Source organism: Mucilaginibacter sp. GW821-FHT07H05 (assembly GCF_059418485.1).
Genome location: NZ_JBWKPY010000002.1, coordinates 1 through 21,899, shown reverse-complemented (window position 1 = coordinate 21,899; position 21,899 = coordinate 1). Strand labels below are relative to the sequence as shown.

Here is a 21,899-nt window from a genome sequence, read left to right as displayed (position 1 = left end):
GAACCATCATCCATTAACCACGAACCCTCTTTAAAATGAATATCGACCCCCGGATAACCCTCGTCTATCTCGACCCCACCGACAATATCATCACCACCAGTTATAACGCGGCCTTTTATATCAGCATTTATGATGCGGCCACAGGCGAGCTAACACCCGGCAACGGCGTAGGTGTAAATTACCAGTACTTTAATAATGGCATCCCCGGAGCAACCTTCAGCCGCAATGTAATTGGCTCGCAGGTAAAAATAACCCAGGGCACTTATCGCGAGGTACGCAATTTCGACGGCGAGATCCTGTCGGAGTTTGAGATCCGGATCACCGGCTTCGACCAGGTGATCCCCGATGAACCGCCACCCAACACTACTGTTTGCGATGTAATGATCACCGCTGTAAACGTAGATCATAAAGAAAGCGCCATCGGCGCCGCCGATGCACAGGTGACTATCCTGGCACAGAGCAGCCAGCTGCCCATAACCTACAGTTTGGACGGTGTAACGTTCCAGTCGTCGGCCACATTTACCGGTTTGCATGGCGGCGGCTATGTGGCTTATGTAAGCGATGCGGGTGGATGCACTGCCAATCGTAGCTTTACCATTGAGGTGATACAAAACCTGCTAACGGCCGATCCGTCGGTTGACGTAGGCACCAGCAACCTTTCGCGCTGGAACGCCGCCTTTAACCCCGTAGTGTTTACCTATCAGCGTAAAGATTACCAGGTAACCGGCATCGGCGCCGATGGTAACGGTAACATGATTGTAAGTGTAAATACCAACCTGGCCGGACTTACCGAAAACGATAAAGTGTACCTGTGTGCCGGTGCATATAAAGGTATTTACGCGGTTAAATCAACATCGGGCGGGCAAATTTATATCGATTCGCCTTACATCGCTTCAGGTAATAACACAGGCTACATAAACATTAACCGTTTACGGCCTTATTACGAGGTAAAAACCGAGATCACTTATTTTGATAAGGCTGCGGGCATGATGAAAAGCATTACATCCACAAACCGGCCAGATCAAACAGGTTTGGTTAAGGCTGATATTTCCAGCTTTTTGCAAAGCCTGCTGCGCGTGCAGGATGAGAGTGATTTTACAGCTATTAACTTCCGTGATGATAACCTCAGCGCCAGCTATACCATCCGCTACGCCGAAGCCTGGGACGGGCACCCTCCGGTTTATATCAGCATGGATCACCCGTATTATGTAATATATGCCGCCAAACAATTGGGCGATGCTTATGGCGGTAACCTGGCTGCTTATGTACCTTTCCCATCGGTAAACAGCCAAAGCAAACGGGCTAAATGGATAACTGATTTTACCGAGCCGGTTTTTTCTAATAGTTATCCGTTTGATATTGGTTTTATTTATAGCGATGCCATAGCCGGCTTAGCCATTTATTGCGAACTTACCCTGCTGGATATTAACCGCCAGCCTATTACGGGCAGCATCCAAACAACCGGCTTACTTAATGAAGACGGTTCTTTCCTGCTTAACCAGGACGGGAATAAATTTATTATAGCCGATGCATCTGCAACCACTTTCCCTGTAGCGCAGTATATCGGGTTAAACCGTCTGCTGATCAATCAAAGCTTCCCGCCCGATGCTTATTACTTTACGCTTACGCTGAAGTATGATGAAGGCGGAACCTGCCACACCATTACGCAAACCCAAACTGTCAGGATTGATGATATGGTCGACGATCAATCGGTTTACCTGCGCTGGATAGGCTTGACCGGCAGCTGGAACTATTACCGCTTTGTTTATAACCAGGAGATCAGTCTGGATGTGCAGAACGCCACTATTATTAAAAACTACGTGAACGATTGGGCTAATCAAAACAGTATAGAAGAAGTGATCAGCAAAACGGCAGGCCAAAAAATGAAAGTAATGGCCGAAGATCTTTCGGTAGCCGATATTAAAGGTTTGCAATCCATCAAGTACTCGCCCAAAGTGCAGCTACTGGTGAATAAAAATCCGGTAAAATGGCAAACGGTAGTACTCAACACCGCCACCTTTGCCGAGTACGAAACCCGTAACGGCCAGGCGCCTTTTAGTGTAACGTTTAACCTGCCGGGGATTAATATACAAACGCAGTAGCCCCCCCCAGCCCCCTAAAGGGGGAGTAATGGCAAATGTGCGTATATGCAGATGTGCAAATATTCTCTGTGATTTGCCTACAAATGACTTAATGACCCAATGACCAACTTACAACTATACCTTAACGACCAATTGGTTGACCTGGCTGACGACAGCCCTATAGCCCTTACCTTCCAGATCAATAACCTGGCCGAGGTAAAGAATCAGCAGGGCAATACCAGTAACCAGTTTAAACTACCGCTTACCCAGCGCAACCGGCGTATTTTGGGTTTCCCCGATGAGGTGGCTTTTACCGATGAAAAACCTTACCAGCAATACCAGGCAAAAATGATACAGGATGGGCTGGAGATATTGCCCTATGGTATAGCCGAATTGAACGGTATCGATCAGGATACGGCGGCAATTACCGTACTATCGGGCAATGTGGATTTTTTTGACGCCATCAGCGGAAAGATCTATGAAATGGGCGATAAAAATACAGCTTATGGCACAGGTAATCCGTTTCTCCCGTATCAGCATACCTGGAATGTTGCTAATGTGGTAGCTTCGCAAACCAAAACCGATGGCTGGATCTGGCCCGTTGTTGATTATGGAAACCTCATTTATAATTCCGCTGACCAATGCGAGGTGAATGTGCGCTACCTGCGCCCCGGATTTTTTATTAAAACCGCTATCGATCTGATGCTGGCATCAAACGGCTATAAAGCAACCGGATCATTATTAAGCAACCCCATATACCCAAAACTGATTGCCCAGTTTAGCAACAGCACGTTTGAGCATGGTACCGACTATCAGAACCAGCCTAATCCGCACGGGTTAAATGCTGCCATCACCACCAATTTAAATGTAAGCCATATCCCAATAAATGATAATGTTGGACTGATTAACTTCCCATCTTATTCAGATCCGTCTAACCAGTTTATTAATGGTAACACATTTATAGCTAACCAAATTAATAATGTTGATATCACAGTAACGATACCGCGCTTAATCTTCGCAGGGAAAATTGCCGGCAGCCATCCGTCCAACCTCAAAATCTATATTCAGGTAAATAGTGATATTGTTGCTACAGCCAACTTTGATTTTTCGGGCCCTTTTACCAGGGAGGGTAATACCAGCGGCAGCGGCTTGCGCGGCAGTACAGACACGGCCAACACAGTGTTATCCGCTTCTGCCGACTTATCCATCAACGATCAGGTATCCATTACTTACGAGTTTTTGGGCGATAGGCCCGCGTATTTTACCATTTATGCAGGCGCATCCTTAGTGATTGCGCCAACGGGGAAGGGGATACTTTACGGCCAGGATGTACAATGCGAACGGATCTTCCCGGATATAAGTCAGAAAGATTTGCTGAAGGATATTTTGCAGCGTTTTGGTATCATCTGCCAAACTGATAATAACACGCGTACCATCAACTTTGCCTCGTTCAGGGATATTGTGAATAATATACCCGTCGCAAATAACTGGACGGATAAATGCCTGAACCAGGGGAAAAGTATCAGCTTCCAGTTGGGCGGTTATGCCCAGGTAAACTATATGAAGTATAAGCAGGATGATAATGTATTGCCTGTGGGTTTTGCCGATGCGCAGATAAACGTGGCTGACAAAACCCTGCCTGCCACTGCCGACCTGTTTGAGAGCCAGTTTGCACCAACACTTAACCGCCCCTACATCGGCGGTAGCATAGCCCAGATAAAAATGACGGATATAGCCGATGATAACCACGAGTTTAATATCGGCGTATCGCCGCGGATACTGATAGATCAAAAGATAGACCTGCGCAATTACAGCGGCGCCAGCATTAAATTTACCGATGGTGATGCCAGCCGCGACAGGATTGTGAACGATTGGATCTCGACCCCATATTTTTACAAACCCGATGGCGACTACCATCTTTGCTTTGGCGATATGCCCGGCACAGGCAGCCCTTTGCCAGGGTTAAAAAAACTCTATTATCCAGAGCTGGAAAAAATATTGACCAACAGCAAAAAAGTAGTGCGCTATTTCCTGCTCAGTCCGCGTGATATTTTAGACCTTGATCTACTGGTGCCTGTTTACCTGCAGCAGGATGGGGCTTACTATTATATCAACAAAATAGATAACTGGCGCAAAGGCCAGCCAACGAAAGTAGAGTTAATAAAATTAGGATAATATATGCCATTTAGCATTTAAAACATAATTCATATATGAATATCAATACCATCAACCAATTATATAACCAGGGCGTTTTTACAGAGTTGTACAAAGCGGGGTTTATTACAGCCAAGGTATTTACTTACCGTGAAATATATTTATGGGTTCAGGCCCAAATGCAAACCCGCGGTATCAACAAAAATCAGGCAGTGCTGGAAGCGGAAGTGAAGTTTAATAAAGATGAGCGTACGATATGGAGGGCGCTGAATAGTTTCACGACCGCTGATTAGAGATGATTTGTTTGATTGCGTTGAGTATCAGGACTGACATAGTTGTGTCACCATTGCATTAAACTATTCTCCCGATCTTTGATTGTTGTCTGAATCAGAATTAACAGAATTAAAGGATTAGCAAAATATTCATTCTTTCTTCAAATTCTAAAATCCTGAACTACTGACACACTTCTGTCACCAACAACATAAAGTTTTATCCCGACCTTTGAATATACCAAATCATCAGAACTAAAATTTAATAATCGCCCGGTTCTTCGGGCAGTCAATTAAGGTTCTGCTCATCAAATATCCGGGACTTTCAATCTAAACCCAATCGGCATAATCATGCCCAAATCGGTGAAATCAAAACCGCAATCGTCGAAATCTTCTAACAATCTGTGAAATCTAAAACAATGAAAATATACCTATACGATACCGAACAGGACTGCATCGGCACGGGCAGCCTGTCATCAGCTTATATACAGCAACAGTTGGAGGTCGCCGGCGGCCAGGATGTGGAAGTGCATATCAGTTCGGTAGGTGGCAGCGCGTTTGATGCCATCGCCATTTACGATATGCTGAAAAAATATCCCGGAAACGTAACCACTTATGTGGACGCGCTGGCGGCCTCGGCAGCGAGTGTGGTAGCCATGGCCGGCAAAACAGTAGTGATGAGCAAATACGCCCTGCTGATGATCCACAAGCCTATGGTAGGCAGCGGCGGTAATGCCGATGAACTGCTGAAAGATGTACACATGCTCAATATCGTCCAGTCGCGCCTGGCGCAGATCTATATGGACCGGTCCGGGTTGGACGAAGTAACTATTAACAGCTTCATCAACTCCGTCACCTGGATGACGGCCGACCAGGCGCTTGACCTGGGCTTTATTGACCGTGTGGAAGATTACAGCGCCGATATTACCAACAGCGCCATCCTTAAAAAATACACCCATAGCGCTCCTGCCGTTTACCAGCGATGCATCAACAAAATCTTAAACATAAATAACAAAAAAAGCAACATGAACATGGAAAACAAGGACCTTATCGAAAAAACCGCTTCGGTTTTGGATAAGATGATGAATTTCTTTAAAAAAGTGGTGAACAAGCACACCATTACCGACAAGGGCAAACTGCACCATGCCGGCGAACTGGACGAGGGTACTGAGGTGTACCAGGATGAGGATATGATCACACCGGCCATAACCGATACTTACATCACATCAGCAGGCAAAAAGGTAGCCGTAAAAGATGGTAAAGTACAGCAGGTTGACCCATGCCCTGATGCGGAAGATGAGGATGACGACATGCCGGCAGACAAGCTAAAAAAAGGTGATGTGCAAAGCCGGATCCAAAGTATCAAAGCTAAACTGCATGCCCAAAACGCGCTGCTGACCGAAGCCCGTACGGCATTGGAAACAGCCAACGCCCGCTTAAAACAAACCCGCGACGAAGTGCGCAACGAAATAAAATCAGACTTTACACCCGAAGGCTCGCGCCGCAGCAATAAAGCCCAAACAGAGGCTCAACCCTTTTTTGCCCCGCAAACCACCCTGGCTAAAAACGCGGTACGCAAAGCTGTAACCCCCTAACCCCCTAAAGGGGGAATAGAAAACCAATTACTCACAAAATATCAATCCCTATAGTAAACATTAAATCAAAAAGCTCCCCCTTTAGGGGGTCGGGGGGCTAAACTTTATGGCTCAATTTACATTTACAAACAACACCTATGCCGGCGAAGCGCTGGCAGGTTTTATGGCCAGTACGCTGCTGGAAGCCGACTCGGTAAAGCGCGGACTGTTAACCGTAATTAACGACGTGAAATCGCGCAAGATCATTCTTGATGTGGATGATGACGTAAAACTGCAGGATCCATCCGGCATGTTTAACGACCAGGGCACTACCACCCAACAGGTTGAAAGCTACCTTGACCCGGTAGTGTACGAATTTATGAAACAGGAGCAATGGGATAAACTGGCCCAAAGCTGGGAAACCCAAAGCCTGGCCCCGGGTGCCTTCGGCGACTATGAAGGCGTGGTAGACCTGTCGGACTTTATGGTTCAGCGTTATTTGACCAAAATACAAATAGCTAACGAGCGCTTGTACTGGCTGGGTAAGGCATCAACCAAAGAGGCTACCTTTACAGCCGATTTTCAGGGCTTGCTGCCGGCCATTGCAGGTGCATCGGGTGTGTTTAAAGTTGGCCTGGGTAAATCGGCCACCAGCATGGCTGCAACTGCCATCAGCGCTTCAGGCGTGGTAACCGTAAGCAGCACAATTACTTTATCAGACGGTGACGTGGTAACCATTACCGGCGTAACCGGCACCAGCAAAGACACTACTAATGGTGGGCCGGGGATTGATGTACAAGGCCAATCGTACTTTATACAGGTGCTAAGCGCTACTACTTTTAAACTGGTGCGTAACTACAATGAGATCAATACCCGTAAGGCAGCCACTTTCACAGGCACATCAACAGCAGCAACCGTTAGCTATATTAATGCCAGCAATGTATTGGGTGTGTTAAGCGGCGTATTCAGCCAGCTTGACCCGGCCGACCGCAGCCAGGAGGATTTTAATCTGCAGATCCCATTGCATGTAGGTTATGCCTACGCGCAGGCACAGGCCACACAGGCCACCAACGTGTTGAATGCCTTTACAGATAAAAAGAAAATGGATTACCTGGGCATCCCATTGCAACTAATGAACCACTGGCAGGCTAATACCATTTTGGGTGCGCGCTCATCCAACCTGTTCCTGGGGGTAGATCTGTTAGGCGATGCATCCGAACTATCTACCGTGTACATGAAGCCTTATACCAACGACAACGTGGTGCGTATGAAGGCCCGCATGAAAGCTGCCGTAAACTTCAAATTCGCTAACGAATTATTTTACCTGAGCGCGTAAGCCCCCCAGCCCCCTGAAGGGGGAGCAGGATATCGATCTAACTATATCTATTACTCATTTTTCACAATGCCATCCTATTCCCCCTTTAGGGGGTTAGGGGGCTAAAAATTAAATTCCATGCCCATTTACAATAAAATAAACGCAGGCTTTGCCCTTGGGGCAGCCGAACCGGTAACATCCGGTATCGAAGATGTGATCTACATCTTTAACGAAAGTGATATCACCCTTACTTATGACACCATGAACCCGCTGATCGTAACCGATTTAACCGCGGTAGGCAGCGCCAAGGTTTATAAGTTCACAGGTACCAACAACAGCTTTAACAGTATATCCAAACTGGCCAAAACACAGGTTGGGCCACGTTATACCGAGGAGATCGACTTTAATATTGCCGGTCTTTCGGCAGATGTTAAGGCACAATTAATGGCCATGGGCTACGGCCGCGTACGTGCTATTACTATTAATAACTACAAAGCGGGAGATTCGGCCGTTGAACTGTTTGGCGCCGTAAACGGCCTGATCCTGGCTGAAGCCGAGCGCAATGCCGCCGATGAGGGTGTTGAAGGTGGCTACAAATTAAAGCTAACCAACCCTGACAAATTGAGGGAACCTTACCCTCCGCGTGCGGTATCTATTCCGCCGGTATCGGGCTCGGCAACTTATGCCAGCACCCTGGCCGCTTTGGAAGCGCTGGTAGCTTAAGCACCCCTCTAATCTCCCCTAAAGGGGAGACTTCTAAAAATTAACTAAATCATAAATTAAGAAGTCCTCCCCCTCGGGAAGGATTTAGGAGGGGTCATGAACCAAAAGAAATACACCCTAAAACCCGGCAAGCACCAGTTTGCGCCCGGCGAGCATGCCCGGCATGATAATGATAACCTGACCGATGCCGAAGCGGAATGGTACCTGGAGCGGTACCCACATATTGCGAAGCTGTTTGTTAGTAGTCCGGAAGTCGGAAAGACCGGAAGTCCGGAAGTAAAAGTTCGCATCAAAAGAAAAAGAATCGGTGTAATCACACCGGAAATCTGTGAAATCTCCTCAATAATCTGTGAAATCCCTCAAAAATGAAGACCTATCTGCCACAAATTGAACGACGCATAGTAGTACGCCCCAACCAAACCTATGGCATACTTAACTATGATAAAGATAACGCCTATCCGCAGCGTATGCTGGAACTGGTGGGTGCTTCGCCAACGGCAAAGGATTGCTGGAACAAACGCGCCAAATTTATAGCCGGTAATGGTTTTGAAGAGGTCGATCTGGGTAAACAGATCATCAATAGCAAAGGCCTTACACCGGCTAAGTTATTAAAAGCGGTAGCTGCGGATAAGGCGCTTTTCAGCGGGTTTGGGATCCATGTAAACTACAATGCAAATTTTAAAGTATCCTCGGTTAATTATGTAAAATTTGAGGATATCCGTATGGGGGATACCGATTGTGCAGAAACTGCCGATAAATACGCCATCTATTTTGACTGGGGCCGGAAAACCTGGAAAAACATCATGCGCAGCAAGATCACTTTCCTGGATAAATACAATCCCGATCCCGAAGCCATCAAACAACAGGTTTTAGCCGCACACGGATGGGAAAACTACAAGGGCCAGCTATTTTATTTCAACCCCGAAGTAGATGATTACCCGCTGATTGAAGCCGATAGCGTTTGGGAGGATTTTGAAACCGAGGCCGGGATCAAGATCTTTAACAACCGCGAAGTTGTTACCGGTTTCCTGCCATCAACCATGTTGTTTATGCCGGCACGCCGCGAGGAGGCCGATAATTCAGGTCCGGATACCGGTGATGAAGCTTATCGCAATATGCCATCGCAACTGGAGAAAGACCTGGGTGCTTTCCAGGGGGCCAAAAGCGCGCAAAAGATCATTGTGATTGAGTATGAAGATGAGGCATCGAAACCGGAGTTTAAGCCTTATGCTATTCAAAATAACGATAAACTGTTTGAAACAACAGAACGGTCGGTTGAGGCACGCATCATCAAAGGTTTCTCGGTCCCCAAGGAATTGATCAATGCCGAAAAATCATCGGGCCTGAGTAATGGTGGCGAAAAGAAACAGGCCATCCGCGAGTTTAACGATAACACCGCACCCGAACGGCTGGAAATATCAGAAACCTTCGCCGAAATATTCGACCGGTTTTATACCGATATCAACCCATCAGGCAACTGGAATATTATACCTGTACCGGCCGATGTAGCCGACGATAGTGCAGGTATGCAAGCCGGTAGCAGCATTAATCAATTACTGTTATCCGATCTGCCGGCCTCGAGTAAAACCGCCATCCTGGTCTATGCCTATGGCTTTAAGCAAACAGAAGCCGAAGAGATGGTGGGCGTTTAAGGTCAAAGTCTTTAGTCCTAAGTCATTTGTCAATCACTCATCTACCCATTACAACATGAATATCATAAACCAAACCACATTTCAACGCTTCGAGGATATCAGCCTGAATATAAAACCCGAACGCCTGGCGGTGTATATCGCTAAAGCGCAGGAACTTGACCTGAAACCGTTTTTAGGCTATGCCTTGTATTACGATCTCATCAAAAATTTTGAAGAAGACGGCAGCCTGAAAAACGATGCCCCGCAGCCTTATAAAGACCTGGTGAACGGCGCTGAATACCTGGATAAACGCGGCCATATTGTACTGTACCAGGGCCTTGGCCCGCTGCTGGTGTACTTTGCCTTCGCCCGTTTTATCGAAGACGATTCGGTGCATTATACAGCTACCGGTCCCGTGATGAAGCAACGCGAAGGCGGAAACGCTTTAACGGCAGCCGATATTACCAAACTGGTACAGCAGCAACGCAGCATAGCTAATGCCTATGCTAATGAAGCCGAACGCTTTTTAAAGGATCATCAAAGCGATTTCCCTTTGTGGACCTATAATGCAAAAAACAAATCGGCCAGGCAGGCGGGTCCGCGCATCAGGGCGGTGGATAAAACCGCGTTCAACTATTCCGGGAGTGACGAGTTTAATTGCCTGTCGCCGGTATAACCTATAAATTATAACCAACATGGATAAAAAAATAAGCGATCTCACATCAGCATCGTCTATCGACGCGGCCGATGTTTCCATACTCGTCCATAATAACTCCGATTACCAATATACCTTCGCCACCCTGCTAACATTTATTGGTAATAACCTGGCAACGGGTGCCGCCGTTAGTTTTGGTACAACGCTGCCGCAAAATACAACCGGCAAAAACGGGGATGTGTTTATCAATACTTCGGCGGGGGCATTTGCACAAAAAACAGCGGGTACCTGGAGTGTGGTATATACCCTGCCCGCCTCTGACGGCCTAACCGATAGTACTGTATTATATGGTTTGGGCGCTCCGGCATCAGGGACGGGCAATAACCTCGATACCTATATTAACACCGGCACCGGCATCTTCTACAAAAAAACAGCCGGATCCTGGAGCTCGGTTTTTACCATGCTGAATGGCCCGGCGGGGGCAAAGGGCGACAAAGGCGATACCGGCGCTAGCGGCCGAACCATTTTACAAGGCACAGCCAATCCGTCCAATACAACCGATGGTGCAAACGGCGACTTTTACATCAATACCAGTACTTATAAGCTATTCGGCCCAAAAACCGCCGGCGTTTGGGGAAGCGGTACCTCTTTAGTGGGACCCGAAGGCGCCAAAGGCGATACGGGAGATACCGGAGCGGCGGGCGCGGATGGGGCAACAGGAGCCACCGGAGCAAAAGGTGACAAAGGCGATACCGGAGATACCGGGCCGGCAGGCGCGGATGGGGCTGTTGGAGCTACCGGAGCAACCGGTGCAGGTGTTGCTGCAGGCGGAACAGCCGGGCAGGTACTGGCCAAAATTGATGGGGTGGATTATCATACGGAGTGGGTTGATGCGGCGAGTGGGGGTGGATTTGATATGACCACCTACATTGAATCTGCACCAACCTTTGCAGATGAAGCAGCCGCTATAATTGGCGGCATTTCTGCGTATACGCTTTATAAAACGGATACCGGAGAAATTAGATATAAATTATTAGACACGGTAACGCCCAGTTCACCAACAGGTGGCATCGTTGATGATGACGAAGATACATTCACATTTACAGGAGGAGAAGAATAATGATAAGGCCACTTACAGATCATGAGTACAAAATCAATGCCGGTGCCTGGACGGGGTGCATATCTGGCAACACTACAGATAATGGGGACGGTACGTATACAATCCATTCGGGTTTAAATGTAGATATACCTATTGGTGGTTTAAAAGTACGTGTAAAAACGATAGGTATTAACCCTCCAAGCTCAGAGTTGTCTAACTCTGTAGCATTTAATGCGCCATCATCGCCTAAAAGCATACAGCTAATATTTATAGGAGACAGTATAACTGCTGGCCAGGGAACAACTACAAATGGGGATAGCGTTACGGGGCCTCTATTCGGTGCTAATTCCTATCCTGTAAAAACCATTAGTAAATTGTCAAGTTTAGACGTTACTCCGTTTTATCGGGGCTTTCCGGGCGGCTACCAATCGCTATACCTTTCCTATGACCTTGCCACTACAATTTCAATTTTTGACAAGCATAATTACACAGATATTTATTGTATTTTATTTTTTGGGGCCAATGATTTACTTGACCCCTCAAGTGTAGCACCTTTTCAATCTGATATTGCTACTATTAGCAATGCTTTAAAAGAGGCGGGTGCAAAGGTTATTGTTATGCCTGTTTTGAGCAGGAAAGATACTTTTGCCGCCTCCGTTAGCTATGGGAACATAACGAGGCGAAACATAATAAACACTTGGCTTGTTGATAATTATACAGACTTCGCAGATGGCTTAATTGACTTGTCTCCATATCCTGAAATATTCGCAGATGCTGCGCCGGATAACGCTACTTATTTTAATGACTCAGACACGGATGGATTGTATAAAGTCCACCCTACAGATGTGGGCGCTGATATCCTTGCGACCGCCGCTGCTGATGCGGTAATCGAACTATCTGAAACTACATCACTACCTATTGAGGATACTGATGATGCGGCTACTTTTATTACCGCTACAGGAATTTCGGATGGCGACCTAATAGCAGCTATAGAGCAATTCGTTACTGATTTAAAAGAGGCGAAATTATGGAACCGGCTTGCGGTGATATATCCTTTTGTAGGTGGAACAGCTACCACTCATAAGTTTAATCTCAAAGACCCGCGCGACCTTGATGCAGCTGCGAGGTTAGAGTTTTTCGGTTCTCCTATACACAACTCAAACGGCGTTACGTGGGCATCTGGCGCTTATGCTGATACTAAATACATACCGCCATACGGCAATTATTACAATGCCTCAAACTATTCGTTGCATTATTATTCAAGGACGGCGAGTCCTTCAAGTGCGGGTATTGACATTGGTGTTAATCCAGCACGTATAGGTATAAAATTAGGCGGGGCGGTATATGATGAATGTAACAGTAACTTCATAGGAGGAACAACCGTATCTTATGATGAGACAGGTTTATTTACAACCTCTCGATATTCACAAAACTCACACGTCCATACGCTTTATAGAAATGGGGTCTTTGTACATGATAAATCGATTGATGGCCGAGCAAACATGCCTATACACCCTCAGTTTATTGGAGCCGAGAATGAGGTCGGTTCAATTGCTTACCCATCAAATCGAAATTGCGGCTATTGTGCTATTGGTTATGGTTTAACCGCAGATGAAGAAGCGGCTCATTATGCAGCCGTTCAAGCATTTCAAACGGCATTAGGGAGGGCTGTGTAGATTTAATTACAGGTATTTGGACACTTCCTTTTTCCATATAAGGTAGCCCGCCGCTGTTAAGTGGATGCCGTCAGTAGTGAGTTCTTTTTTCATAGAGTTATTTCCGAGGTAATAAGGATAAAGGTTAATAAATGGTATACTTTGGGATTTGCAATACTGTTCTACCTTTTTGTTATATGCTTCAATTTTAGGTGTTAATGACTTACCGAATGGTAAAACAGATTGCACATAAATTTTAGAGTGGGCTGTCTTTTCCTTAATCGTTGAGATAATTCTGATAAGTTGGTTAAAAGTGTAGTTTATGGAATATTGGCTGAGGTCGTTTGTGCCTACTTCTAAGAAAATTTTTTGAGGGTGGCCATCAGTTACCTCCGAAAGTCGATTAATTATATCGGCAGTGGTATTACCAATTACGCCACGATTTTTTAACCGGCAGTCATTAAATAGTTCTTGCAAAGGAAATCCCCTTGTAAGACTTGTTCCTAAGAAAACAATGTCAGAAGTGTCATGTGGAATGGCTTTAAATAAGTCAACCGCGTATTTGTTAAAGTTTCGCTTATATTGCTTTTCTGCTGCGATATCAGTTCTGTTTTCAGGTAACCCGCTCCTGTAGTAATAGTACCGCTTACCTACCAGGAACGAAACTATGAAAAGATTAAGTAATAACGAGGAATATAAAAGAAGATTTTTTCTATTGACAATATCCATTAATCACCTTTTTTAAGTGCCTTAAAATTACTTTAAAAAGTTATTTAATTAAGATTTAAGGAATTTTTTTGTTTGCTAATATTCCTTCATGAAACCCTCTATGCTTATTCCGTAATCGCGCTAAGCTTCAAAAAGTTTACCCAACAAATAATTTTTCTCATGCATTGGTTGTGTTTAGCAACCTCCAAAATCTCCCTTCATGAAAACATCTCCCCTCTACACCCTCAACCTGCAGGATGCGGTTAAGGGCCTTGTTGTCGCCATTGGCGGCGGCGTTATTTCGGCTATCCAGGCTGACTTATTAAGAGGTAAGATTTTAAAGAAGGCCACTTGCGCCTCGGAAAGTTTATAGCGATTGATTGTGTAAGTTATAAGAGAGTCGTTATTGCCGTTTGGATGCTCATTAATATAATTCTGATGTGCCCAGTATTTGCGGTTTTTAAGATATAAATACCCGCCCATTACATTGCCAATAAAGGGAATAAATAAAATTAGTAACGTTAATTTGTAGTACTTTGACATTCTGCATGCAGGATACTAAAGAACCTTTAATTATTGCTTAAAATAACCTAAGGCCTTTTTAACATGATTTATTACACCAGGCTGCCCTGCTGCAATTAGGCTAAAAAAGTTACAACTGGTTTTAAATCCTGTTACTTCTCGTTTTTCGCGACCTTATAATCCTTAGGCAGATGTCAATAATAATATTTCTATAGCTAAATTATTAAACTGTATTTAGCAGTTTTACCCGTCTTTGTCTATAGTTTTCAAGTGGAGTAGCAATAAAATAATCGAGCATTATACTAAATATTATTGTACATAAAAGTGTAGTAAATCCTAAATCTACAATCTTAGGTATAGCTTTAGCTGGCAGAGTTTTTACGAATATAATTTGACTAATATAAATGGGATAAGAAAGATTACCGAGTCGTCGATCAAATTTAAACGATTTGGTAAGTTTAAAAACAACAGGTATGCACAGAAAAAAACTTAAAAATAATATGCTCTGTTTAATATATGACTCTTTAAAAAAAAGATTATATAATAGAGTTATTATACATAAGAATATAAAAATTGAGCATTCTAAAAAATAGCTTTTAATAGGATATTTGTTCAAATAAATATATATGTGATAAGATAAAATTCCTGCCATAAAAAACATTATTTGAGCTGGTAAAAACATATAATTCCATTGTGGGGCAGTTAAATTGATGTGGACAAGGTATATTTTTAACAAGAGGCTAATTAATAATATTAATACAATATACTTAGTGGACTTTTTAACAATAAATGGCGCAAAAAGATAAAATATAAGTTCAATGCTAATTGTCCAAGCCATAAAATTAAAGGCCATGTCATAAACTTTAGCGGGTTGGCCCATTCCATTTTTTGTAAAAAAAGTGTGCCATCGGGCCTTATACCTAAGAAAAAATACCAATCAAGACCAACAATAAATAAATTAGACAATATTAAGAAAGTCATTGTACCGGCAGATAACGGCCAATTTTGAGAATAATGATCTAATGTTCCAGGATAGCTAAAATATAAGGTGATAATAGACCAAATAACACGTATCACCAAAACAATCCAATAAATAGGATAGATTTTAAGTGTTCTGTTAGTGTAGAATAAATAAAGTGATTTTTTGGTATTATACTTTTCACTTAAAATTAAGGCCATATAAAAACCGGAAATTATATAAAAACACTGTACTGCTAAATCACCTCCTAATGGTGAATAACCAAGAATACCACCTGTGTGGATCAAAACAACACCACAAGCTAAAAGAAAGCGTATAAGACCCATCTAAATATTTCGCGTAAATGTAAATAATTGCTGAGTCACAATTCAAAAGGATTTCAGCAACCTTCAACCCGTTCTCTCTTCATGAAAACATCCCCTCTATACACCCTCAACCTGCAGGATGCGGTTAAGGGCCTCGTTGTCGCCATTGGCGGCGGCGTTATTTCGGCTATCCAGGCTGGCTTAAATGCCGGCTCATTCGCCATCAACTGGAAACAGGTAGGTGCAACGGCTTTAGCAGCCGGCTTGGCTTACCTGGGTAAAAACTTCTTCACACCCTCAAAAATTGTTCATCATGATGCAGCTGAGTGATCGTGGCGCGGCCCTTATTAAAAGTTTTGAAGGGTTGCGGCTCTCGGCCTACCGGGATACAGCAGGCGTGTGGACCATCGGCTATGGATCTACCCGTTACCACGATGGTAAAGCTGTAAAACCGGCAGATCAACTGGCCTCGGCGGCGCAAGCCAATGCCTTATTAGGCAATACCCTTGGTTTGTATGTGGATGCGGTTAACCGCAAAACCCGTGTGCCTTTAACCCAAAATCAGTTTGATGCGCTGGTATCGTTCACGTACAATACTGGCGTAGCATCGGGCAAAACCCTGTTTGCCAAACTGAATGCTAAGGATTATCAAGGCGCTGCCGACCAGTTTTTAGAGTGGAACAAGATCACCGACGCGCATACCGGTAAAAAAATAGTATGCGATACATTAGTTAAACGCCGCGCTAAAGAGCGCGCATTATTTCTATCACCATGACCAGTATTGAACATCAGCAATTAAGAGGCATCACCGTAAAAAATCTGGTGGTAACCATAGTAAGCACAGCCAGTATTGTGGCATCGGTAATGGCAACCTATTTCCAATTAAAGGGAGATATCTACGAAGTGAAAGTGACCCAGGAGGCCCAAAACCGGGTAAATGAAGTGCGCCTGAAGGTATTAGAAGGCGAAGTGGCTGTATTACAAACCGAAGTAGCACAATTAAAAAAACAAACTAATTAACATGAGCTTAAAAACATTTTTATCAAAAATATGGGCAGGCATTAAAGCATTATTTGATGGTATGCCCGCCGAACTGAAAAACGCTATCCACATTGGTGTATTAGTTACCGAAAGTATCAAAAAGTTTGTGGATTCGCCCGTGGCCGATGTGCTGACGGTTTTGATTCCCGGGGATGTCGACGATCGGATTAAAGACCTGCTGCGGGTAAAGCTGCCATTCATCCTAACCGAACTTAAACTGGCCGATGGCTGTGCCGGGTTAACCGATCCGGCTGAAATAACCCGGTGTGCCGTTATCGTATTACAAAGTTTAGATGGTAATGTGCAAAGCGCGTTCCTGCATAACCTGTCTATCCTGGTGGCACAAGTTGCCGCAGACGGGAAATTATCGTGGAGCGACGGCGTATATCTGCTGGAATGGTATTATCAGCACCAGTATAAAACCGTTGCCTGATTACAGGGAATAAGTGCCCGGAACGAGATTCGAACTCGTACATCCTTACGAATGCCACCCCCTCAAGATGGTGCGTCTACCAATTTCGCCACCCGGGCCTGTATATAAGTACAAAGTCTTAAGTCCGAAGTCTATAATCGATTTGACTAATGACTTAAAACTTAAGACTTGTAATGGATGTGCCCGAAGAGAGACTCGAACTCTCAAGAGACAATTCTCAACGGCTTCTGAGACCGCAACGTTTACCAATTTCGCCATCCGGGCCTGATGAGCTGCTGATAGCAGCAATCGCTATCTTTTGCTTAACAAGGGTGCAAATATAAATGTTTTCATCAATAACCATTCAACAAATTCATTAAAATTAGCACGATTTTGTGTTAAGCGGTGTAAAGAGTATTTTAGTTAAATATTAAAGCTTATACCACATGCGCAAAATCCGCTGTTTCTTTATCGCCATCATCCTGCTATCTATAATTAACGCTGTTAAAGCTCAAACAATCGAATTGCTGCAGCAAGGCAAACCAACCAGCATCCGCGGCCTGTCGGTTGTAGATGATCAAACAATATGGATCAGCGGAAGCAAAGGATATATATCCATCACTACCGATGGCGGCAAAACCTGGAACTGGCAGCAGGTTAAAGGTTACGGGCAGGCCGATTTCAGGGATATTGAAGCGTTTTCGGATAAGGAGGCCATCATCATGAGTTCGGGCACACCGGCATTGATTTTAAAAACTACCGACGGCGGGATTACCTGGGATTTGAAATATAAAAATGATGATAAAGCTTACTTTTTAGACGCGATGGATTTTGCCAACAAAAAGCACGGTTTTATTTGGGGCGACCCGATCAATAACAAATTCCTGCTGTTAGAAACCGATGACGCCGGCAATAGCTGGCACCCATTTAAAAATCAACCGGACGCCATGCCTGGCGAAGCAGCTTTTGCAGCAAGCGGTACTTGTTTGCGGGTTAATAGTAAAGGGGGAATATCTGTAGTAACGGGCGGCGCCGTTGCGCGGTGTTTAGTTACCGATGCTCCATACAAAAAATGGAGCATATATACTTTGCCTATAACACACGGACCGGCAAGTAACGGCGCTTTCTCTATTTCAGCAGATAAGGAGATTGTAGTTGGGGGCAACTATTCGAAGGATAAAAATGCAGATTCGGTGAGTTGCATTTTTCAGGTAGATAGTAAAGCGGGTTTTGCGCAAATTGTAAAAGGACCGGCGGGGTATCAGTCTTGTGTGGAACAGGTTAACGGTAAAGTTTACCTTTCAACAGGGACCTCCGGAAGCAATATTACTATTGACGGCGGCGTAAACTGGAAACAATTTGATACTGTTAGCTATAATGTTTGCCGCAAAGCCAGGAAAGGAAACTTAGTGTTTTTAGCTGGCGACAGAGGTAAAATAGCCATTTTCAGGCCGTAGCTTATTGGTTATGAAGTGCTTAAAACCAGCCTGAAAATAAAATAAAAAAAGGCTTGCAAGCATAGTCAAATACTCCTATATTTGCACCACTTTAATCGGAAACGGTTAGACGATTCCGTAGCTCAGCCGGTAGAGCATAACACTTTTAATGTTGGGGTCCTGGGTTCGAGTCCCAGCGGGATCACAAAACGTCCCCAACGACGTTACTGTTTTTAGGTTAGAAAGGCGCAAGAGATTGCGCCTTTTCTGCGTTTATAGCTTTTTTAAAGCCTTTTTTAGCGGCATAAGCTTTCCACAGAAAAAATAAGCAGATCATTTCTAATCATTCCGGATCAGTCTGACTGGTGCCCTTTTAGTTGGGCACCACGGTTCACCCATGGTGCCCTATATTTGCGTAAGAGGCGAAAAAAGCAGGGCACCAGTTGGTAGCGATACGCTGCCCCGGTGATCCCTAAACGGGCACCACTTTTTTGGTGGAAAGACGCCCCAGTGATCCCTCATAAAGGCGGTTTTTGAGGTCGTGAGGTAGGATTTTAAGAACAATTCGTGTTTCCGGAGTGATCCCTCCGGATTAACCGAATGTTTAATTAAAAGTGATGAAGGATGAAAAGCACACAAAAACTTACGCTGCTGTTCTGGCACCGTAAGTCAAAAGCGGACACGAACGGATTTGCACCTGTAATTTGCCGGATTACTATTGACCGCGACACCGAAGAACTCTCTATCGGCAGAAAAGTTCATGTGAACAAATGGAACACAGAATTCAAACAGGCCTTTGGTGGCACGGAGGAAAAGAAAACGAATCTCAAGATCAGCCAGGTGACCGTGGAACTGGAAAACCATTTTGCGGTCCTGCAAAACATATATGAGTACATTTCCCCGCTGATGCTCAAAAATGCTTATCAGGGATTGCCTATTGACAACAAAAAAAAGGAAATACCTAAACCTGTCCCGAAACAACCTGTTTTAATCCCATCGTTTTTACAAACCGCAGATCTGCTCATTTCAGATTTTGCAAAAAAGGTTGAAAAGAATTTGCGGTCGCCGGAAACATTGAAACAATGGAAGGCAACAAGAAATAAGATCGAAGAGTTTATTATTTACCAATATCAATGCAGAGATATCGAATTGGCCGAGATACAATATTCATTCGCGTTGAATTTCTATGATTACCTGACCCTGGAAAGAAAAGAGGTTTTACAGGAAGCGGCCGCAAAAAAGCAGATTAAAAACACCAAGCAGATCATCACTTACGCTGCGGATCGCGATTGGCTATCTAAAAACCCGATAGCACGTTTTAAATGTGGCGGGGACGAAACGGATATACCACCATTAGAATATTTGGAGATCGAGCAGCTTTGGAGAAAAGATTTTCATATCGACAGGTTATCCGAAGTACGGGATGTTTTTATTTTCCAGTGTTTCACCGGCTTTGCGTTTCAAGATGTTTATGCTTTAACAACCGAAAACATAATCCTGGTTGGCCTGACCGGCGAGCGTTGGCTTATCAAAGACAGAGGGAAAACGGGTGTGTCAGAGATGGTGCCGATTATGCCCATCGTAGAAGAGATCATTCAAAAATATCAATTTCATACCTGTCGTATCCGGGATGGCTTGTTGTTACCTGTGAACAGCAACGGCCGTTATAATGGCTATCTCAAAGAAATCGCTGTTATCGGCGGGATTAATCGTGACTTGAATACGCACCTCGCAAGGCACACTTTTGCGGATATTATGCTCAATATCTGTGGGTTTTCATTGGAAGAGGTCAGCAAGATGTTGGGCCATAAAACGATACGCACCACACAACGGTACGCAAAAGTGAGAAAGACCAAGATCAGCCAAACCTGGTCGAGGGTTAAACATGTGATGTTCGCGGATGACGGACAACTCAGGCAAATAGCAAATTAAATATTTGAAGTCGCAAAATACGACTTCAAGTTTGAGGTCACAATTTGTGACCTCAAAACTTATTCAATAATTGATTGATCGTAATACAGTTTTAAACAACAGATAATTATTTTACCATGAATGCTATAACAACAGTGAATGAAGAAGTGATAACCGGGAAAATCTATTTTATCCGGGGACAAAAAGTAATGTTGGATCGTGACCTGGCCTCACTTTATAAGATTGAAACAAAAGTATTAAAGCAATCTGTTAAACGACATATAGCGCGGTTTCCACCCGACTTTATGTTTGAAATGACAAAGCAAGAGTTTCAAGATTGGAGGTCACAATTTGTGACCTCCAATTCAGATCAGATGGGTTTACGCTATGCCCCGTTCTGTTTCTCCGAGATGGGCGTAGCCATGTTATCCAGTATTTTAAATAGTGACCGGGCGATAAATGTCAATATTCAAATTATGAGAATATTCACTAAAGCGCGTCAAATGTTCACGGATAATACAGAATTACGTTTGGAGGTTGAGAAGATCAAAGGTAAGCTGGATAACCAAGATAAAAATATGGAAGTTGTTTTCCGCTATTTGGATGAATTATCAACCCATATCCCCAAAATTGCGGAACCTTCCCCAAGAAAGAGAATAGGCTACAAATCTGATGATATCTAACATACCAACACTCAGGAGTCGCATTGGCCTCCAGAATAGAGAAAATTAAGGTGTTTTACTGTAGTTTATATATAGGCTCGGTATGCTCTCTACTAACGTAATGGTTCTCCAGGGCCAACCTTTCGTACAGATGATGAGCCTGCCTTTTTTGAAGTAGAAATATTGTCATTTTGCTTTTAAAACGATGTTTTTCCTGTAGATGATGGCCAAAATGAGGTGGCAGTGATAGAGATGGTATTTTGTTGTCCCTCAAACAAAAGGAGTATTAAACTTTTGCCGATAGCATAAACAGATAAAATCTATTCGTTACTTAAAATATGATTATTGCAGGTGAAGGGTACTTCTGCGGTCAGCAAAAAAGGTGAGTAATGATATAACCGCCAATACACCAATCGGCCATTGTGCATAACCTGCCGCCTGCGTAACAAATATGGATATAAAATTGCTTTCACCTGATACCCGTTAACGGTCGGCGAACCGTCATTGGCTAACGCTCATAGTCATTTTCTTCATCCGGCTCAAAAGTAAAAATGGTTTCATGTATAGTTATAGTGTTGACGATGCTTTTAGAAAGTATCATTCAGTAAGAAGTGCTATTATTTTTATTTGGATTTATTCTAAATAAGGCTTTTCTTTGCGGTGAACAAACAATACCTGCCTATGTAACAACTTCCCTTCATAAAAAAAGCCGGTGATCCGTCGCCAAACATCACACCGGCCAATGTTAACAGATCCTTCAACCCATT

The 21,899-nt window shown here is 44.1% G+C and carries 21 protein-coding genes and 3 tRNA genes; 20 read left to right on the top strand and 4 right to left on the bottom strand.

Features of this window, described 5'->3' with window-relative positions:
- The first annotated feature begins 35 nt into the window (after positions 1 to 35).
- From AC07M6_RS04120 to AC07M6_RS04070, 11 genes are all read left to right on the top strand, one after another.
- Entirely contained in the window at positions 36 to 2,102 is a 2,067-nt protein-coding gene (locus tag AC07M6_RS04120; protein ID WP_494887652.1) for a hypothetical protein, read from the top strand.
- Positions 2,103 to 2,201: 99 nt separating this feature from the next.
- A complete protein-coding gene (locus AC07M6_RS04115) occupies positions 2,202 to 4,256 on the top strand; it encodes a hypothetical protein (protein ID WP_494887651.1) in 2,055 nt (684 codons plus the stop codon).
- A 35-nt stretch (positions 4,257 to 4,291) separates the two neighbouring features.
- Positions 4,292 to 4,528, top strand: a complete 237-nt coding sequence (locus AC07M6_RS04110) for a hypothetical protein (protein ID WP_494887650.1) — start codon at positions 4,292 to 4,294, stop codon at positions 4,526 to 4,528.
- Positions 4,529 to 4,923: 395 nt separating this feature from the next.
- Positions 4,924 to 6,099, top strand: a complete 1,176-nt coding sequence (locus AC07M6_RS04105; RefSeq protein ID WP_494887649.1) for a head maturation protease, ClpP-related — start codon at positions 4,924 to 4,926, stop codon at positions 6,097 to 6,099.
- Positions 6,100 to 6,205: 106 nt separating this feature from the next.
- A complete protein-coding gene (locus AC07M6_RS04100; RefSeq protein WP_494887648.1) occupies positions 6,206 to 7,414 on the top strand; it encodes a hypothetical protein in 1,209 nt (402 codons plus the stop codon).
- A 117-nt stretch (positions 7,415 to 7,531) separates the two neighbouring features.
- On the top strand, positions 7,532 to 8,116 hold the full coding sequence (locus AC07M6_RS04095; protein ID WP_494887647.1) for a hypothetical protein: 585 nt from the start codon (positions 7,532 to 7,534) through the stop codon (positions 8,114 to 8,116).
- Positions 8,117 to 8,212: 96 nt separating this feature from the next.
- On the top strand, positions 8,213 to 8,485 hold the full coding sequence (locus tag AC07M6_RS04090) for a hypothetical protein (protein WP_494887646.1): 273 nt from the start codon (positions 8,213 to 8,215) through the stop codon (positions 8,483 to 8,485).
- Positions 8,482 to 9,768 (top strand): hypothetical protein, encoded by a 1,287-nt coding sequence (locus AC07M6_RS04085; protein WP_494887645.1) that lies wholly within the window; start codon positions 8,482 to 8,484, stop codon positions 9,766 to 9,768. The genes AC07M6_RS04090 and AC07M6_RS04085 overlap by 4 nt, the downstream gene beginning before the upstream one ends.
- Before the next feature lie 55 nt (positions 9,769 to 9,823).
- Positions 9,824 to 10,423: a DUF6712 family protein gene (locus tag AC07M6_RS04080; protein ID WP_494887644.1), complete on the top strand. Its 600-nt coding sequence runs from the start codon at positions 9,824 to 9,826 to the stop codon at positions 10,421 to 10,423.
- Between the two features lie 19 nt (positions 10,424 to 10,442).
- A complete protein-coding gene (locus AC07M6_RS04075; RefSeq protein ID WP_494887643.1) occupies positions 10,443 to 11,522 on the top strand; it encodes a hypothetical protein in 1,080 nt (359 codons plus the stop codon).
- Positions 11,522 to 13,177, top strand: a complete 1,656-nt coding sequence (locus AC07M6_RS04070; protein ID WP_494887642.1) for an SGNH/GDSL hydrolase family protein — start codon at positions 11,522 to 11,524, stop codon at positions 13,175 to 13,177. Before AC07M6_RS04075 ends, AC07M6_RS04070 begins: the two co-directional genes overlap by 1 nt.
- A gap of 6 nt (positions 13,178 to 13,183) precedes the next feature.
- Here the strand turns inward: AC07M6_RS04070 and AC07M6_RS04065 are convergent, their stop codons facing one another.
- Positions 13,184 to 13,885, bottom strand: coding sequence for a GDSL-type esterase/lipase family protein (locus tag AC07M6_RS04065; RefSeq protein ID WP_494887641.1), 702 nt, complete (start codon positions 13,883 to 13,885; stop codon positions 13,184 to 13,186).
- A 199-nt stretch (positions 13,886 to 14,084) separates the two neighbouring features.
- Between AC07M6_RS04065 and AC07M6_RS04060 the strand changes: the two genes are divergently transcribed.
- Complete coding sequence (locus tag AC07M6_RS04060) at positions 14,085 to 14,237, top strand: hypothetical protein (RefSeq protein WP_494887640.1); 153 nt, start codon at positions 14,085 to 14,087, stop codon at positions 14,235 to 14,237.
- A 902-nt stretch (positions 14,238 to 15,139) separates the two neighbouring features.
- On the opposite strand, the gene AC07M6_RS04055 is transcribed toward AC07M6_RS04060, so the two are convergent.
- Positions 15,140 to 15,691: a hypothetical protein gene (locus AC07M6_RS04055; protein ID WP_494887639.1), complete on the bottom strand. Its 552-nt coding sequence runs from the start codon at positions 15,689 to 15,691 to the stop codon at positions 15,140 to 15,142.
- 81 nt (positions 15,692 to 15,772) lie between these two features.
- Here AC07M6_RS04055 and AC07M6_RS04050 point away from each other — a divergent pair, with 81 nt between their 5' ends.
- From AC07M6_RS04050 to AC07M6_RS04035, 4 genes are read left to right on the top strand one after another with little or no spacing between them, the layout of a single operon-like run.
- The gene (locus AC07M6_RS04050; RefSeq protein WP_494887638.1) at positions 15,773 to 16,000 is read left to right on the top strand and encodes a hypothetical protein; all 228 of its coding nucleotides are present in this window, start codon (positions 15,773 to 15,775) and stop codon (positions 15,998 to 16,000) included.
- Complete coding sequence (locus AC07M6_RS04045; RefSeq protein WP_494887637.1) at positions 15,984 to 16,445, top strand: lysozyme; 462 nt, start codon at positions 15,984 to 15,986, stop codon at positions 16,443 to 16,445. Before AC07M6_RS04050 ends, AC07M6_RS04045 begins: the two co-directional genes overlap by 17 nt.
- The gene (locus AC07M6_RS04040; protein WP_494887636.1) at positions 16,442 to 16,690 is read left to right on the top strand and encodes a hypothetical protein; all 249 of its coding nucleotides are present in this window, start codon (positions 16,442 to 16,444) and stop codon (positions 16,688 to 16,690) included. The genes AC07M6_RS04045 and AC07M6_RS04040 overlap by 4 nt, the downstream gene beginning before the upstream one ends.
- A gap of 1 nt (position 16,691) precedes the next feature.
- On the top strand, positions 16,692 to 17,144 hold the full coding sequence (locus tag AC07M6_RS04035) for a hypothetical protein (protein WP_494887635.1): 453 nt from the start codon (positions 16,692 to 16,694) through the stop codon (positions 17,142 to 17,144).
- 14 nt (positions 17,145 to 17,158) lie between these two features.
- Here AC07M6_RS04035 and AC07M6_RS04030 read toward each other — a convergent pair.
- Both AC07M6_RS04030 and AC07M6_RS04025 read right to left on the bottom strand, forming a co-directional pair.
- A tRNA-Leu gene (locus tag AC07M6_RS04030) sits at positions 17,159 to 17,242 on the bottom strand.
- A gap of 82 nt (positions 17,243 to 17,324) precedes the next feature.
- Positions 17,325 to 17,408: transfer RNA gene (locus AC07M6_RS04025), tRNA-Leu, on the bottom strand.
- Positions 17,409 to 17,569: 161 nt separating this feature from the next.
- On the opposite strand from AC07M6_RS04025, the gene AC07M6_RS04020 reads away from it, so the two are divergent.
- The 4 genes from AC07M6_RS04020 (at position 17,570) to AC07M6_RS04005 (ending at position 21,153) form a co-directional block, all read left to right on the top strand.
- Positions 17,570 to 18,580, top strand: a complete 1,011-nt coding sequence (locus AC07M6_RS04020) for a WD40/YVTN/BNR-like repeat-containing protein (RefSeq protein WP_494887634.1) — start codon at positions 17,570 to 17,572, stop codon at positions 18,578 to 18,580.
- A gap of 111 nt (positions 18,581 to 18,691) precedes the next feature.
- A tRNA-Lys gene (locus tag AC07M6_RS04015) sits at positions 18,692 to 18,764 on the top strand.
- A 419-nt stretch (positions 18,765 to 19,183) separates the two neighbouring features.
- Complete coding sequence (locus AC07M6_RS04010; protein ID WP_494887633.1) at positions 19,184 to 20,491, top strand: site-specific integrase; 1,308 nt, start codon at positions 19,184 to 19,186, stop codon at positions 20,489 to 20,491.
- A 116-nt stretch (positions 20,492 to 20,607) separates the two neighbouring features.
- Entirely contained in the window at positions 20,608 to 21,153 is a 546-nt protein-coding gene (locus AC07M6_RS04005) for an ORF6N domain-containing protein (RefSeq protein ID WP_494887632.1), read from the top strand.
- Positions 21,154 to 21,899: the final 746 nt, after the last annotated feature.

What these genes read in the sequence shown, in the direction of transcription:
- AC07M6_RS04120 (WP_494887652.1), top strand. Translation starts at nt 36, where the DNA reads ATGAATATCGACCCCCGGATAACCCTCGTCTATCTCGACCCCACCGAC.
- AC07M6_RS04115 (WP_494887651.1), top strand. Translation starts at nt 2,202, where the DNA reads ATGACCAACTTACAACTATACCTTAACGACCAATTGGTTGACCTGGCT.
- AC07M6_RS04110 (WP_494887650.1), top strand. Translation starts at nt 4,292, where the DNA reads ATGAATATCAATACCATCAACCAATTATATAACCAGGGCGTTTTTACA.
- AC07M6_RS04105 (WP_494887649.1), top strand. Translation starts at nt 4,924, where the DNA reads ATGAAAATATACCTATACGATACCGAACAGGACTGCATCGGCACGGGC.
- AC07M6_RS04100 (WP_494887648.1), top strand. Translation starts at nt 6,206, where the DNA reads ATGGCTCAATTTACATTTACAAACAACACCTATGCCGGCGAAGCGCTG.
- AC07M6_RS04095 (WP_494887647.1), top strand. Translation starts at nt 7,532, where the DNA reads ATGCCCATTTACAATAAAATAAACGCAGGCTTTGCCCTTGGGGCAGCC.
- AC07M6_RS04090 (WP_494887646.1), top strand. Translation starts at nt 8,213, where the DNA reads ATGAACCAAAAGAAATACACCCTAAAACCCGGCAAGCACCAGTTTGCG.
- AC07M6_RS04085 (WP_494887645.1), top strand. Translation starts at nt 8,482, where the DNA reads ATGAAGACCTATCTGCCACAAATTGAACGACGCATAGTAGTACGCCCC.
- AC07M6_RS04080 (WP_494887644.1), top strand. Translation starts at nt 9,824, where the DNA reads ATGAATATCATAAACCAAACCACATTTCAACGCTTCGAGGATATCAGC.
- AC07M6_RS04075 (WP_494887643.1), top strand. Translation starts at nt 10,443, where the DNA reads ATGGATAAAAAAATAAGCGATCTCACATCAGCATCGTCTATCGACGCG.
- AC07M6_RS04070 (WP_494887642.1), top strand. Translation starts at nt 11,522, where the DNA reads ATGATAAGGCCACTTACAGATCATGAGTACAAAATCAATGCCGGTGCC.
- AC07M6_RS04065 (WP_494887641.1), bottom strand. Translation starts at nt 13,885, where the DNA reads ATGGATATTGTCAATAGAAAAAATCTTCTTTTATATTCCTCGTTATTA.
- AC07M6_RS04060 (WP_494887640.1), top strand. Translation starts at nt 14,085, where the DNA reads ATGAAAACATCTCCCCTCTACACCCTCAACCTGCAGGATGCGGTTAAG.
- AC07M6_RS04055 (WP_494887639.1), bottom strand. Translation starts at nt 15,691, where the DNA reads ATGGGTCTTATACGCTTTCTTTTAGCTTGTGGTGTTGTTTTGATCCAC.
- AC07M6_RS04050 (WP_494887638.1), top strand. Translation starts at nt 15,773, where the DNA reads ATGAAAACATCCCCTCTATACACCCTCAACCTGCAGGATGCGGTTAAG.
- AC07M6_RS04045 (WP_494887637.1), top strand. Translation starts at nt 15,984, where the DNA reads ATGATGCAGCTGAGTGATCGTGGCGCGGCCCTTATTAAAAGTTTTGAA.
- AC07M6_RS04040 (WP_494887636.1), top strand. Translation starts at nt 16,442, where the DNA reads ATGACCAGTATTGAACATCAGCAATTAAGAGGCATCACCGTAAAAAAT.
- AC07M6_RS04035 (WP_494887635.1), top strand. Translation starts at nt 16,692, where the DNA reads ATGAGCTTAAAAACATTTTTATCAAAAATATGGGCAGGCATTAAAGCA.
- AC07M6_RS04020 (WP_494887634.1), top strand. Translation starts at nt 17,570, where the DNA reads ATGCGCAAAATCCGCTGTTTCTTTATCGCCATCATCCTGCTATCTATA.
- AC07M6_RS04010 (WP_494887633.1), top strand. Translation starts at nt 19,184, where the DNA reads ATGAAAAGCACACAAAAACTTACGCTGCTGTTCTGGCACCGTAAGTCA.
- AC07M6_RS04005 (WP_494887632.1), top strand. Translation starts at nt 20,608, where the DNA reads ATGAATGCTATAACAACAGTGAATGAAGAAGTGATAACCGGGAAAATC.